This window comes from Stutzerimonas stutzeri KOS6, assembly GCF_000307775.2.
GTDB lineage: Bacteria > Pseudomonadota > Gammaproteobacteria > Pseudomonadales > Pseudomonadaceae > Stutzerimonas > Stutzerimonas stutzeri_B.
Genome location: NZ_KK020676.1, coordinates 1,542,907 through 1,555,004 on the forward strand (window position 1 = coordinate 1,542,907; position 12,098 = coordinate 1,555,004).

Sequence of the window (12,098 nt, forward strand, 5' to 3'; positions counted from 1 at the left end):
GCAAGGACCCAGCATGCTCAACAACGATGTTCTGCGTAGCCTGCGCTACATCCTCAAGGCCAGCGACGCGCAGATGGCCGAGATCGCCGTGCTCGGCGGTGCGGCCGTGGAGAAGGCCGAACTGATCGCCTTTCTCAAGCGGGAAGAAGACGAGGGCTATCAGGAGTGCGGCGATGAGCTGATGGCGCACTTCCTCGACGGGCTGGTCTGGTTCCGCCGTGGCAAGGATGAGAGCCGTCCGGCTCCGGCCCTGGAGCTGCCACTGAGCAACAACCAGATCCTCAAGAAGCTGCGCGTGGCCTTCGAGCTGCGCGACGAAGATCTGCAGGCGATTCTGCAGGCGGCGGACTTGCCGCTGTCCAAATCCGAACTCAGCGCCCTGTTCCGCAAGCCCGGCCACAGCAACTACCGTGCTTGCGGCGATCAGCTGCTGCGCAACTTCCTCAAGGGCCTCGCGCTGCGCCAGGCGTGACCGACACCGCACGGCACCTCGAGTGGTAAATGGCGAAGCGGCCGCTACGCTGAAGCAGGCAGCAAACCGCAGGCCCGGCGCGTCACTCGCGTCGCCGGGCAACGCCATAACAACAAGCTGACCGCCCCACGTGGCGGTGCCGAGGTGCGTGCCATGAAGATTTTCCGCCTGACCCTGAGCGCCCTGCTCGCGATGAGTTGCGCCGCCGCCAGCGCGGCGCCGACCAGCGACGAAGCACTGGAGCGCATGCGCTCGATGAAGACTACCGGCCAGTCGCTGGACATGAAGACCATTCCCCAGGATGGCCCCACCGCCGATGCCATCCGCGAGAATCTCAAGCGCATCAAGCTACCGGAAGGCTTTCGCATCGACCTCTACGCCGTGGTGCCGGATGCGCGGCACATGGCGGTCGGGCCGTCCAGCGGCGTGGTCTTCGTCGGTACCCGCAAGACCGACCTGTGGGCCGTCACCGACCGCACCAAGAACCGCAGCGCCGATGAGGTGAAGCGTTTCGCTCCGGCGATCTCCTTCACCCAGCCCGGTCCCTGCTTCAGCCCGGACGGCTTCCTCTTCGTCGCCGAACACAACCGCGTACTGGTGTTTCCGGCCGCGGAGTTCTTCTACGAGGGGCCGGACGTGGCCGCGGACATCGTGGTGCCGACCGGCGAGCTGATCCCCAGGGACGAAGAGAGCTACAACCACGGCGCGCGGGTCTGTGCCATCAGCCCGGACAACAAGCTGACGATCTCCCTCGGCCAGCCGCACAACGTACCGCCCAAGGACAAGCTGGAGCTGTACGCCAAGCACGGCATCGGCGGCATCGTGCGCATGGAGCGCGACGGCAGCAAGCGCGAGGTCTACGCCACCGGCGTGCGCAACTCGGTGGGCATCACCTATCACCCGACGACCAAGGAGCTGTGGTTCACCGACAACCAGGTCGACGGCATGGGCGACGACACCCCGCCGGGCGAAATCAACCATGCGCCCAAGGCCGGAATGAAGTTCGGCATGCCCTGGTACGGCGGCGGCCAGGTGCGCACCAACGAATATGCCGATGAGAACCCGCCCGAGGGCCTGACCCCGCCGGTGGTGGAGACCACCGCTCACGCCGCCGACATGGGCCTGATGTTCTACACCGGCAAGCAGTTTCCCGAGCAGTACCGCGGCGGGCTGTTCAGCGCCCAGCGCGGCAGCTGGAACCGTACGGTGCCGGCTGGCGCGCGGGTGATGTTCACCCCGTTTGCCGCCGACGGCAGCGGACCGGCCGGCGAAACCATTCCTTTCGCCGAGGGCTGGCTGGACGAGGAGACCGGTGAATACTACGGCCGCATCGTCGATGTCGCCCAGCTCAAGGATGGTTCGCTGCTGGTCAGCGACGACACTGCCGGGGCGATCTATCGCATCTCCTACCAGGGCAAGTAATCCGCCGTGCCGGCCTGGTTGTCTGGTTATTGCCGGCCGGTGTTCAAGCCGAGGAGAGCTGCATGACTGATTTTCGTGAGAGGCGCTTGCGCTGGCTGGCGTTGCTACTGGCGGTGGCTGTGCCGGCGCAGGCGCAGGCGCAGGCGCAGGCGGACGATCTCGCCGCCGGCAAGGCCAAGGCCAAGATGTGCGCGGCCTGCCATGGTATCGACGGCATCGCCAAGGTCGCCGATGCGCCGAACCTGGCCGGCAATGGCGAGCTGTACCTGGCCCGCCAGCTGCAGGCGTTCCGTTCCGGCGCGCGCAAGCACCCGCAGATGAGCGTCATCGCGTCCGGTCTGAGCGATGCCGACATCGCTGCCGTGACGCGCTGGTATTCGGCCATCAAGTTGAGTGTGGAATTGCCGCTGTAGCGAGCCTGTCGCCTGTGACCGGCAGGTTCCGCGCAGCTGGGTCGCCCGTGCGCTGCGGGCGGCCCCTTGCGTGCAGGAGTTCTGCGCGCCAAGGACGGGCAAGGTCGAGCCGTGCCAGGGCGATCCGCTCGGCATCGGGCAGCTGGCTCTGTGCCGAGGGCCGGGCTGCACGTATGGCCACGGGCGAGGAGCGACGTGGCGTGGAGGGCTGGCCCCGGCTCAGTCGCGCCGCCAGTGCACATCCACGTAGTACTCCTCGTTGTCGTAGTGGATATTCAGCTCGCCGTCGTAGGCCGCTTCCAGCGCGTGGCCGATGCGCTGCGCCAGATGCAGGCCGGTGGTGGTCACATTCAGTCCGTCGGCGTCGTCACTGATGGCCATCAGTCGCTCAAGCGGGTGCTCGCTTTTTTCCATCTCCTCGGTGTTGCGTATCAGCCCACAGAGTTCGTCGCTGTGCTGTTTGACGAAGCCACCGCGCAGACTGATGGTGCCGGCGGGCGCATCGTCGGCCATGCGTTGGCAAGCCGGGCAGATGGCTTGCTGCACTTCGGCGGCATGGACCGGTCCCTGCCAGGTCCAGCGGCCGGCCTGATAGGCCGCGCCGCATTGCGGGCAGAGCGTGTCGCTGCGCTGATGCCACGCCTTGAGGTAGGGATCGTGATGTTCGGGCTGAAGGAGTTTGTCGCTGATGCTGTGGCGATGCTTGTCCATTTCGATGCCTCAAGGAAGAGAGGTGGCTTTTGCAGCGTAGTCCACCGGCACAGGCTGGCTGTGCGGCGCGCTGACCGACGGCTGCGATGATTTGGCACAGGATCCGCTACGTTGGCGATTTCTTGGGCCAGACTCAGGTAATCGATCGTTTACGCGAGGAGACCGCCATGTCCGTGACCATCCCATTTCCCGACCGTGGCTATGCGGGGCGGGCGTTGGCCGAGCGTCTGGCGCAGGAAGGTTCCTGGAACGGTGCGCTGGTGTTGGCACTGCCTCGGGGCGGCGTGCCGGTGGGCTATGAAGTAGCGGAGCACCTGGGCCTGGAGCTGGACATTTTGGTGGTACGCAAGCTCGGCACGCCGGGCAATCCTGAACTGGCGATGGGGGCCATTGCCAGTGGCGGCGTGCGGGTGATGAACGAGGACATTCTCCGCTACACCGATGTGTCCAGGGCCGAGATCGATGGCACCGTCGCCCAGGAGACCCACGAGCTGCAGCGCCGCGAGCAGGCCTACCGTGGTGGCCGGCGCTGGCCGGAGGTCAAGGGGCGCGCGGTGCTGCTGGTGGACGACGGCCTGGCCACCGGTGCGACGATGCGTGCTGCGGTGCAGGCAGTGCGCAAGCTGGGTGCCGACAGCATCACGGTGGCTGTCCCGGTGGCCGCGCCGGAGAGCGTCGCGCAACTGGAAAAGCTGGCCGACCGTGTGGTCTGCCTGTATCTGCCCCACGACCTCTACGCCATCGGCCGCTGGTACGTCAATTTCGGCCAGACCACCGACCAGCAGGTGGTGGAACTGCTGCAGCGGGCATGGTCCCGGGGATGGCAGCCGGCATGAACGCCTATCCGTCGAAACCGATGCGTTTCACCCTCGGCAAGGCCCGCCTGCATGGCGACCTGTGCGTGCCGCCGGGCGCGAGCGGACTGGTCGTGTTCGTTCACGGCAGTGGCAGCAGCCGGCACAGTCCGCGTAACCAGAGCGTGGCGCGCCGCTTCCATGACATGGGGCTTGCCACGCTGCTGTTCGATCTGCTCACCAGCGCCGAGCAGCCGGTCGACGAGATCACCCGCCAACTGCGTTTCGACATTCCACTCCTGAGTCAGCGCCTGAGCGGCGTGGTGGATCAGCTGGGCAATGAGGCGAGCCTGCGCGGCTTGCGCATCGGTCTGTTCGGCGCCAGCACCGGAGCCGCTGCGGCGCTGATCACTGCCGCGTCGCGCCCGGCGGACATCGCCGCGGTGGTGTCGCGTGGTGGCCGTGTCGACCTGGCGGATCAGTCACTGCCGCGAGTCAAGTCGGCCACTCTGTTCATCGTCGGTAGCGGCGACCTCGAGGTGCTGGAACTCAACCGAGCGGCGGCCGCACGCCTGCATTGCGTGCATCAGCTGGTGGTGGTGCCGGGCGCGACGCATCTGTTCGAGGAACACGGCACGCTGGAAGAGGTGGCACGGTTGGCCGGCGACTGGTTTCTCAGGCATCTGTGCTGATCCTGTTGCCGGCAGCGACCCGTAAAGCATGCGGTGCAGCACGCGACAGGCACGCCGATTGGCGTGAGTCATGGCAGGCAGGATGATAAGGCCGTCTACGACAAGGCGGTTACATGGACACCCACAACAACCCCTACGCACCACCTCTTGCCACGCTTACCGCCGACGAGTCGAGGCGGATCGAGGCTCTGGCGGTTTGCGCCACCTGGAAACGCCGATTTCTGGCTATAGCCGCGGTGGACCGCACCTGCCTTTGCTCAAGAGCCTGCCCGCCACTGCCCGACCGGGGATGCGGCTTGAGCGGAACCGCTGGCGGGTGCGCGCACGGCATTGGAATCGGCAGTGGGGAGCGCGGCGCCCTGGCGATCAGCGCCTGGCAGGTGGTGCTTCTGCTCTGGCTCGGCTGGCTATGGTGAATCGCTAGCTCAGGGCAGGGCTTTTTCGGCGTAGGGCCGGGTATCCAGCCCGAGCTGAGCACGGAAGCTTTCCATGTCGAACATGGTGCAGATTTCCTGTACCTGCTGGGTCGGGGTGATGGTCCAGAAGGCCATGGCGGAGATGCTGAGCACCTTGTCGCTGGGCGGATAGCCGAACGCCGGCTGCTCGATGGTACCGATCAGCGTGCTCCAGGTGACCACCCGGTTGCCTTCGGCGATGCACTCTTCGACCACCACTTCCAGTTCCGGCATGGCCAGGCGGATCTGCCGAACCATGTCGAGAAACTCGGCGCTGGCGAGCGGCCGACCGATGAAGGAAGTCTTGTAGAGAAAATCCTTGCTGTGCAACTGCTCGGCCAGCGCCAGGTGCCCGCGGTTCCAGGTAAGGTCGATGTGCTGTCGGACGAGTTTCTTGCGGTCATCCAGTGACATGCGCCCTCCAGTGGGCTGCAGATGGCTCGGCAGCGAACTCTAGCAGCGGTCAGGGCCGTGCGGGAGTGTCTTTCGTTCAGTCCGTCTGCAGCTTTGATGCGAAAAGCCGCGCCGCCGGTCCGCTGTCGGCGCTCATGCGATCTGTTCCGGGCTTTCATGATCGCCCTCGTCGGCGTCGTCGTCCGGATAGTTGCGCAGGATCGGCAACTGCTCGACATCGTCGATCCACCACTGCAGCTCGGCCTCGACGCGGGTGTCGTCAGCGACGCCGAGACGATTGTTCAGTGGGCATTGCTGCGTCGGAGTGGCGAGCAGCGTGCCGCTCTGCGCGGTCTGGGCACTGCCGGCCCTGCCGCTGGAGCGAATCTTGAGACGGAAGCGGACCTGCTGTCCGCTGCCCTTGAAGCACAGGGCGAGCGCAAGCCGGCTTCGCTCGGCCGGCTGCAGTTCGAGGCTGACGGCTACCGGAGCGTCAGCAGGGACGGGGGCGGCTGCGAGCAGCCAGGTGGTGAGGGTCATGGTCAGCATCCGTTCTGCTTCCTTTGAGCCAGTCCTGGCTCGGGCCGTCGTTGTGCGCTACTGCTGGACGATGCTTGCGCTGTTGCCAGTGCCGCTCTGCTGGATCGTCGCGCTGCCCGGCAGGCGGGTGTAGTCCTCCAGCGGCATGTTCTGGAGGATGTGCGCCTGGTTGGCGCTGCCCAGCTGGGTGATGCTGGCCTGATGGCCATAGTTGGCCTGCTCGATGCTGGCCAGGTTGTCAGTGCCGTTCTGGATCACCGTCGCCTGGTTCGACATGAAGCTCTGGACGATGTCGACGCTATTGCGGCTGCCGCTGGACGAACCGGTGATGATGCCGCCGAAGCCGTCCTGATCGACATTGAGTCGGTTCGCGTCGCCGTTCTGGCTGAAGTTCAGCTCGTTCTGGTAGTCGCTCTGCTGGATCTCGGCAAGGTTGTAGGCGCCGTTCTGGGCCAATGTCATGCGATTGCCGTCGCCCTGGAAGATATCCGCCATGTTGCCCAGGCCATCCTGGGACACATTCATGTTCGAGCCCTCGAAATACCCCTGTTGACTGAAGGTCAGCCGGTTGTTGTTGCCGCGCTGCTCGACCACGGCGACGGCGAAGCCGGTCTGGCTGCCGCTGAGCCGGTTGCCGTTGCCCGTACTGGCGGCGTCCAGCTGGTTGGCGCGGCCGGTCTGTTCGATGGCGGCGACATTGGCGTTGCCCAGTTGCTGCAGGTTGGCGACGTTGAAATGCGTCTCGCCGACCTGGGCGACGCTTGCCGTGTTCAGGTCGCCGACCTGGCTGACGCCGATCTCGCTGGAGTCGACCATGCTGCCCTGGTAGATGGTTGCAAGGTTTTCCGCGCCGAGCTGCTCCAGTTCGGCGGCGTTCTGAGCCATGGCCTGGGCGACGCTCAGGGTGAGGAGTGTGGCGATTGCTGCGGGCTTGAACATGGGTTCTCCTGGATATCAGCGACCCTGGACGATATTGATCTGCTGACCGACGCCGAACTGCGTGACCGCGCTGCGCAGGCCCTGGCCGACCTGCTCGATGCGCGCATCGTTGTAGGCGCCGTACTGGCTGATGGTGGCCTGGTTGTCGCTGCCGGCCTGGCGGATTTCGGCGAAGTTGCCCTGGCCGACCTGTTCGATGACAGCCAGCAGATCATGGCCATGCTGCAGGATGAAGGCTTCCTGATCGGTACCTTGTTGCAGGATCTGCGCGCCCAGCGTCTGGCCGTTCTGCAGCAGCTCGGCCAGATTGCCTTCACCCTGCTGTTGCAGGATGGCCTGCCGCGACCCCGCTAATGCTGGCAGCGCCTGGGCCGTTGCGGCGCTGAGCGTGCCGCCTGGGCCGAGGTCGCCGTTGTCCAGCAGGTCGGCCGCCTGCAGCGTCGAGCTGGCGAGCCATGCAAGCAGGGCGAAGACAGGCGTGATGCGGCGCATGGGATGGCTCATCGGGTACCAGAAAGGCAGTGGGGCGATTCTTGAACGCTGCAGCGTGGGTTGGATATCCATCCGACGATGGAAAAAGGACTGGCCTGGCGGTAGGCGGGAATTAAGCCGGCTTCGGCTGGTGTGGCGTTCACCTGGCGTGGCCGGATTGCGTCGGGTCGCTACGCTGTCAGACGCGGCATGATTTGTCCCAGTCGAGGTGGCTGCGCAGCAGATAGGCCGCTTCGGCTCGGTTGGAGGCGCCGATCTTGCGCAGCAGGTTGTGGATATGGCTCTTGATGGTGTGGGGGCTCAGGCACAGCTGTTCGGCGATCTCGGCGTTCGACAGCCCTTTGCCCGCCAGCGTCAGAATCTCGCGTTCGCGCAGGGTCAGGCTGGACTTGGTTTCGGCGAGCTGGCGCATGCGTCGCCACTGGCCGAGCAGGCGCTCGGTCAGGACGCGCGGCAGCCAGTCGCCGCCCTGCAGCAGCACGCGGATGCCTTCGAGCAGGTGCTCGCGGGTGGCGTGGCTGTAGAAGACGCCGCGGATGCCCGGGTGCTTCTCGACCAGTTGCTCGGCCTGTTCGGGCACGATGTTCACCAGCGCCACCGGGGTTTGCTCGTCGAGCTGGTCGATGAGGCTGGAGATCTGTTCGGCCTCGGTATGGCCGGCGTCGACCAGAAACAAATCGGCGCCATGATGCTCGGCCGTCTCCAGGCCGACGAGGGCGACTTCGACTTGGGCCTGCTCGCCGAGAAAATGACGAAAGAACAATCCAAGCAGCTCGTTGCCGGTTAACAGCGTGACGGTTGGGGAGTGATCGTCCCGTGTAAGCTCCGCGTCCATGTTCGGTACCTAGTCAGTCGGGCGTGATTGATTAAAAAGTTACTAAACGACCAGCACCTTGCTGCGAAGTTCAGGCGAGCGACGGTGAACGGGCGATGTTCTGCCGGCAGGTGCGCAACTCGGCACAGGGCGAGCGGGGCGTCGCGAGCAGCGCGCGTTTTTGCACGGGGAGGCTGCTAAGGTAGTCAGATGATCGCGACCTCCTCTGCTGTTCCGCCTCGTGAATTCACTGCGCGCGCCCTCTTGACCGGTTTGCTGCTGGGCGCACTGCTGGCGCCGTCGAACGTTTACTCGGGCCTCAAGATTGGCTGGTCGTTCAATATGTCCATCATTGCGCTGCTGATCGGCTTCGCTTTCTGGCAAAGCGCTGCGGCGGCTTTCGGTCGGCCGCGCTGGACGCTGCTGGAAAGCAATATCAGCCAGACCACGGCGTCGTCCTGCGCTTCGATCATCTCCGGCGGTCTGGTCGCGCCGATACCGGCCTATACGCTGCTCACCGGCCAGCAGTTCGATGCGCTACCCCTGATGGGCTGGGTGTTTTCGGTGAGTTTTCTCGGTGTCTGGGTCGCCTGGTACCTGCGCCCGTCGCTGATCGCCACGTCGGGGCTGCGCTTTCCCGAAGGCATGGCCACCCTGGCCACGCTGCAGCAGATCTTCAGCCATGGGGCGGAGGCCGGTCGCCGTCTCTGGGTGCTGGCCAGTGCCGCCGGGCTGGCTGCCAGCGCCAAGCTGGTCGATAGCTTCTTCTGGACGTTGCCGCGCTGGGCGCCGTCTTTGCAGCTGGAGCGGCTGACGCTCGCCTTCGAGCCGTCGCTGCTGTTGCTCGGTTTCGGCGGCATCATCGGGCTGCGCGTCGGCCTGTCGCTGCTGCTTGGGGCATTGCTGGCCTGGGGACTGCTGGCACCCTGGCTGCTCGCCGAAGGGTTGCTGCAGCTGCCGGCCGATGCCCAGGGGCCGCAGTTCGCCGTGCTGATCGATTGGCTGCTGTGGCCCGGCGTCAGTTTGATGGTCTGCGCCACCCTGACTTCACTGGGCCTGCGCCTGCTGCGCACAGGCACCGCAGCACAGCGCCGCAAGCGGCTGCGGCGACCGGCCGCCTGGCCGGCCGCGGGCTTCCTGCTGGCGGTCGCCCTGGTGGTGCTATTGCAGATCAGCCTGTTCGGCATCGAATGGTCCCTGGCGCTGCTGTCGATTCCGCTGGCGCTGCTATTGGCGGCGGTCGCTGCGCGAGTGGTGGGCGCCACCGGCATCCCGCCGATCGGCGCCATCGGTCAGCTCTCGCAGCTGGGCTTCGGCGTGTTCGCCCCGGGCCAGGTGCCGGTCAATCTGATGAGCGCCAATACCGCAGGCGGTGCCGCGGGGCAATGCACCGATCTGCTCAATGACTTCAAGGTCGGGCATGCCATCGGCACCGCGCCGGGCCGCCAGGCGCTGGCGCAGTGCCTGGGCATCCTGCTGGGCAGCGTGGTCGGGGTGCTGACCTATCAGCTGTTGATACCCGATCCGCAGGCCATGCTGATCACTCCCGAATGGCCGGCGCCGGCGGTTGCCACCTGGAAGGCGGTGGCCGAGGCGCTGACCGGCGGGCTTGGCGCGCTTGCGCCCGACGTGCGCTGGGCAATGCTGGTTGGCGCGGCCTGTGGCGTGACGCTCGGTGCGCTGGAAGGGCTGCTGCCCGAACGTCGGCTGCGCTGGTTGCCAAGCTCCGCGGCGCTCGGCCTGGCGTTCATCATTCCGGCGTCCATCTCGCTGATGATGACCTTCGGAGCCGTGCTCGCCTGGGCCTTCGCGTCGCGCTGGCGCAGCCTCGGCGAGCGCTTCGTGATCGTCGCCGCAGCCGGGCTGGTGGCGGGCGAGAGCATGGCCGGCGTCGCCGCCTCGCTCTGGCAGTTGCTGCGCTGATTGGCGGCAATCGCTGAATTAATGCGCGGCGCGGTCTGTCGTACCTCTTGTACTCATCAGGGGGAGCGCCATGTCCGCGACGACACCGCAGAACAATGCCAGGAAGGTCGCCAATCGCACGGTCGTGCAGGCCGCAGTGCTGGCCGTTGTGGTGCTGCTGAGCATCGTCGCCTGGCTGGCGTTCGATTTCCTCTTGCTGCTGTTCGCCTCGATTCTCTTTGGTGTGCTGATCCACGGCGTCAGCCGCTGGCTGTGCAGCAAGACCGCGCTGTCCTACAAGCTGTCCATGGCGGCGTTCTTCGTGCTCTTGCTGCTCGGTCTGGGTGGCGGTGGCTGGCTGGTCGCGCCGAGCATCGCCGAACAGGCCGATGCGCTCTCCGATTCGCTGCCCAAGGCCGTCGAGCGCCTGCGCGAGCGCGCCGGGCAACTGCCCTGGGCCAATGAACTGTTGCAGCGGCGCGAACGTCTGGAGGACTCGCTGCCCGATGGCTCCAGCGCGTTCAGCGTGGTGACCAAGGTGATGGGCTCGATCGTCGGTGCACTGAGCAGTTTCGCCATCGCCTTCGCCATCGGCATCTGCCTTGCCATCAACCCGCAGATATACGTCCGCGGGCTGCTGAAGCTGATTCCGCTGGGCTATCGTCCGCGCGCGGCGGCTGTGCTCGACGAGAGCGGCTCGACGTTGCGCGCCTGGCTGCTGGCCAAGCTGCTGGAGATGCTGCTGATCGGCGTGCTGACCACGCTCGGCCTGTGGCTGCTGGGCATCGAGCTGGCGCTGGTGCTCGGCCTGATCGCCGGATTGCTGTCGTTCATTCCCAATATCGGCCCGGTGCTGGCGGTGATTCCGGCGCTCCTGCTGGCGTCGCTGGAGGGCGGCCGCACGGTGCTCTACGTCGCCGCGCTCTACCTGCTGGTGCAGGCGCTGGAAAGCTACGTCTTCACGCCGTGGATGCAGCAGCGCATCGTCTCGGTTCCGCCGGCGCTGACCATCGCCGTGCAATTGCTGTTCGGCCTGCTGGCCGGGACACTGGGCCTGCTGCTGGCGACGCCGCTGGCAGCGGTCGGCATGGTGCTGGTGCGCATGCTCTACGTCGAGGATCTGCTCGGTGACCGGCCGCAGGCGACCGACGGTCAGAGCGGCTAGGCGCTCTGGCAGGGCGTTCGCCAAGGGCTGTCACGTTTTGTAAAGGCTGACGGCGAAACCCCTGGCGCGTCTTGCTGCCGGATTACATGAACCCCCGAAACATGCAGGAGTCGATCATGAACATGCACAAGATTGCGGCATTCACCCTGGCGGGACTGCTCTCCAGCGCGGCACTCGCTGCCGGCAACACCGGCACTGGTACCGAAACCGATCCCCGCGACTCGATGGGGCACAGCACCGAGCAGCCGGGGGCCATGGGTGGCACGGGCAGCGGAATGGATTCGACCTCCGATACCGGCAAGATGCCGGACGAGACTGAGCGCCCGGCGACCACCACGGGGAGTGATCACGGCACCGGCGTCGATGCAGGCGGCGATGGCGCGGCCGCTGGGCAGGGCAAGACCGGCAAGGGCGGCGCCAACTGACCTTTGGTCATGAACGGCCTGGCAGGCTGCGCTTGCCGGGTCGTTCTGCGCCCGGCCCGACCACTCGGGCGCTGAACGCGGCAGCAGGGAAACCTTGTCGGTGCCGGCATGACGAACCTGCAAGAGCAATGATCGGAGGTGCACATGGGCATGCTGCGTTTGAGCATTCTGCTGGTGTCTTTGGCTGGCGCGTCGACCGCCCTGGCCGAGCCTACCGGGCCGACCCACCCGGAAAAGGCGCGTCAGCATCCGCTGGACAACCGCGAGCCGCGGCCGCAGTCGGACCGGCAGGCGGAGGAGACGCAACAGATCGAAGCGCCGTTGCTGCAGCCGCGCCCGGCGCCGGGCGAAACCGATGTACCGCCAACGCCCAAGCCGCGTGACGAACAGCCAGGGACGGATGTCGATGCCGCAGGTACCCGGGTGCTGCGCGGCTAGTGGAAGCGGATGCGCGCAAACGAAAAAGGGA

At 66.1% G+C, this 12,098-nt stretch carries 16 protein-coding genes; 10 read left to right on the plus strand and 6 right to left on the minus strand.

The features are described from left to right. The first annotated feature begins 13 nt into the window (after positions 1–13). The 3 genes from B597_RS35155 to B597_RS35165 all read left to right on the plus strand — a co-directional run bounded on the left by B597_RS35155 (position 14) and on the right by B597_RS35165 (position 2,307). The gene (locus B597_RS35155) at positions 14–472 is read left to right on the plus strand and encodes a YehS family protein (RefSeq protein ID WP_003297300.1); all 459 of its coding nucleotides are present in this window, start codon (positions 14–16) and stop codon (positions 470–472) included. A 153-nt stretch (positions 473–625) separates the two neighbouring features. Further along, positions 626–1,894 (plus strand): PQQ-dependent sugar dehydrogenase, encoded by a 1,269-nt coding sequence (locus B597_RS35160; protein WP_003297302.1) that lies wholly within the window; start codon positions 626–628, stop codon positions 1,892–1,894. A 62-nt stretch (positions 1,895–1,956) separates the two neighbouring features. After that, the gene (locus B597_RS35165) at positions 1,957–2,307 is read left to right on the plus strand and encodes a c-type cytochrome (RefSeq protein ID WP_003297303.1); all 351 of its coding nucleotides are present in this window, start codon (positions 1,957–1,959) and stop codon (positions 2,305–2,307) included. A gap of 219 nt (positions 2,308–2,526) precedes the next feature. On the opposite strand, the gene B597_RS35175 is transcribed toward B597_RS35165, so the two are convergent. Then, entirely contained in the window at positions 2,527–3,018 is a 492-nt protein-coding gene (locus tag B597_RS35175; protein WP_003297304.1) for a BCAM0308 family protein, read from the minus strand. Positions 3,019–3,185: 167 nt separating this feature from the next. Between B597_RS35175 and B597_RS35180 the strand changes: the two genes are divergently transcribed. The 3 genes from B597_RS35180 to B597_RS47335 all read left to right on the plus strand — a co-directional run bounded on the left by B597_RS35180 (position 3,186) and on the right by B597_RS47335 (position 4,920). Beyond that, positions 3,186–3,854 carry a phosphoribosyltransferase gene (locus tag B597_RS35180; RefSeq protein ID WP_003297305.1) on the plus strand — a complete coding sequence of 223 codons (669 nt, stop codon included), beginning with the start codon at positions 3,186–3,188 and terminating at the stop codon, positions 3,852–3,854. After that, on the plus strand, positions 3,851–4,504 hold the full coding sequence (locus B597_RS35185; protein WP_024162059.1) for a dienelactone hydrolase family protein: 654 nt from the start codon (positions 3,851–3,853) through the stop codon (positions 4,502–4,504). The genes B597_RS35180 and B597_RS35185 overlap by 4 nt, the downstream gene beginning before the upstream one ends. A gap of 113 nt (positions 4,505–4,617) precedes the next feature. Continuing rightward, complete coding sequence (locus tag B597_RS47335) at positions 4,618–4,920, plus strand: hypothetical protein (protein WP_024162060.1); 303 nt, start codon at positions 4,618–4,620, stop codon at positions 4,918–4,920. Positions 4,921–4,929: 9 nt separating this feature from the next. Here B597_RS47335 and B597_RS35195 read toward each other — a convergent pair whose 3' ends face one another. The 5 genes from B597_RS35195 to B597_RS35215 form a co-directional block, all read right to left on the minus strand. Beyond that, positions 4,930–5,373: a ketosteroid isomerase-related protein gene (locus tag B597_RS35195; protein WP_003297308.1), complete on the minus strand. Its 444-nt coding sequence runs from the start codon at positions 5,371–5,373 to the stop codon at positions 4,930–4,932. Positions 5,374–5,505: 132 nt separating this feature from the next. Further along, the gene (locus tag B597_RS35200) at positions 5,506–5,901 is read right to left on the minus strand and encodes a hypothetical protein (RefSeq protein WP_003297309.1); all 396 of its coding nucleotides are present in this window, start codon (positions 5,899–5,901) and stop codon (positions 5,506–5,508) included. A gap of 48 nt (positions 5,902–5,949) precedes the next feature. Next, positions 5,950–6,831: a hypothetical protein gene (locus tag B597_RS35205; RefSeq protein ID WP_003297310.1), complete on the minus strand. Its 882-nt coding sequence runs from the start codon at positions 6,829–6,831 to the stop codon at positions 5,950–5,952. Between the two features lie 15 nt (positions 6,832–6,846). Further along, the gene (locus B597_RS35210) at positions 6,847–7,323 is read right to left on the minus strand and encodes a curli fiber surface-exposed nucleator CsgB (protein ID WP_003297311.1); all 477 of its coding nucleotides are present in this window, start codon (positions 7,321–7,323) and stop codon (positions 6,847–6,849) included. Between the two features lie 178 nt (positions 7,324–7,501). Next, a complete protein-coding gene (locus tag B597_RS35215) occupies positions 7,502–8,086 on the minus strand; it encodes a helix-turn-helix transcriptional regulator (RefSeq protein ID WP_003297312.1) in 585 nt (194 codons plus the stop codon). A 261-nt stretch (positions 8,087–8,347) separates the two neighbouring features. Here B597_RS35215 and B597_RS35220 point away from each other — a divergent pair, with 261 nt between their 5' ends. The 4 genes from B597_RS35220 to B597_RS35235 all read left to right on the plus strand — a co-directional run bounded on the left by B597_RS35220 (position 8,348) and on the right by B597_RS35235 (position 12,067). Further along, positions 8,348–10,060, plus strand: coding sequence for an OPT/YSL family transporter (locus tag B597_RS35220; RefSeq protein WP_003297314.1), 1,713 nt, complete (start codon positions 8,348–8,350; stop codon positions 10,058–10,060). A 70-nt stretch (positions 10,061–10,130) separates the two neighbouring features. Next, positions 10,131–11,204 carry an AI-2E family transporter gene (locus tag B597_RS35225; protein ID WP_003297315.1) on the plus strand — a complete coding sequence of 358 codons (1,074 nt, stop codon included), beginning with the start codon at positions 10,131–10,133 and terminating at the stop codon, positions 11,202–11,204. Positions 11,205–11,320: 116 nt separating this feature from the next. Beyond that, a complete protein-coding gene (locus tag B597_RS35230; protein WP_024162062.1) occupies positions 11,321–11,629 on the plus strand; it encodes a hypothetical protein in 309 nt (102 codons plus the stop codon). 144 nt (positions 11,630–11,773) lie between these two features. Continuing rightward, entirely contained in the window at positions 11,774–12,067 is a 294-nt protein-coding gene (locus B597_RS35235; RefSeq protein WP_003297318.1) for a hypothetical protein, read from the plus strand. The last annotated feature ends 31 nt before the right edge of the window (positions 12,068–12,098 follow it).

What these genes read in the sequence shown, in the direction of transcription:
- B597_RS35185 (WP_024162059.1), top strand. Translation starts at nt 3,851, where the DNA reads ATGAACGCCTATCCGTCGAAACCGATGCGTTTCACCCTCGGCAAGGCC.
- B597_RS35230 (WP_024162062.1), top strand. Translation starts at nt 11,321, where the DNA reads ATGAACATGCACAAGATTGCGGCATTCACCCTGGCGGGACTGCTCTCC.
- B597_RS35210 (WP_003297311.1), bottom strand. Translation starts at nt 7,323, where the DNA reads ATGCGCCGCATCACGCCTGTCTTCGCCCTGCTTGCATGGCTCGCCAGC.
- B597_RS35165 (WP_003297303.1), top strand. Translation starts at nt 1,957, where the DNA reads ATGACTGATTTTCGTGAGAGGCGCTTGCGCTGGCTGGCGTTGCTACTG.
- B597_RS35175 (WP_003297304.1), bottom strand. Translation starts at nt 3,018, where the DNA reads ATGGACAAGCATCGCCACAGCATCAGCGACAAACTCCTTCAGCCCGAA.
- B597_RS35155 (WP_003297300.1), top strand. Translation starts at nt 14, where the DNA reads ATGCTCAACAACGATGTTCTGCGTAGCCTGCGCTACATCCTCAAGGCC.
- B597_RS35235 (WP_003297318.1), top strand. Translation starts at nt 11,774, where the DNA reads ATGGGCATGCTGCGTTTGAGCATTCTGCTGGTGTCTTTGGCTGGCGCG.
- B597_RS35205 (WP_003297310.1), bottom strand. Translation starts at nt 6,831, where the DNA reads ATGTTCAAGCCCGCAGCAATCGCCACACTCCTCACCCTGAGCGTCGCC.
- B597_RS35200 (WP_003297309.1), bottom strand. Translation starts at nt 5,901, where the DNA reads ATGCTGACCATGACCCTCACCACCTGGCTGCTCGCAGCCGCCCCCGTC.
- B597_RS35220 (WP_003297314.1), top strand. Translation starts at nt 8,348, where the DNA reads ATGATCGCGACCTCCTCTGCTGTTCCGCCTCGTGAATTCACTGCGCGC.
- B597_RS35225 (WP_003297315.1), top strand. Translation starts at nt 10,131, where the DNA reads ATGTCCGCGACGACACCGCAGAACAATGCCAGGAAGGTCGCCAATCGC.
- B597_RS35180 (WP_003297305.1), top strand. Translation starts at nt 3,186, where the DNA reads ATGTCCGTGACCATCCCATTTCCCGACCGTGGCTATGCGGGGCGGGCG.
- B597_RS35160 (WP_003297302.1), top strand. Translation starts at nt 626, where the DNA reads ATGAAGATTTTCCGCCTGACCCTGAGCGCCCTGCTCGCGATGAGTTGC.
- B597_RS47335 (WP_024162060.1), top strand. Translation starts at nt 4,618, where the DNA reads ATGGACACCCACAACAACCCCTACGCACCACCTCTTGCCACGCTTACC.
- B597_RS35195 (WP_003297308.1), bottom strand. Translation starts at nt 5,373, where the DNA reads ATGTCACTGGATGACCGCAAGAAACTCGTCCGACAGCACATCGACCTT.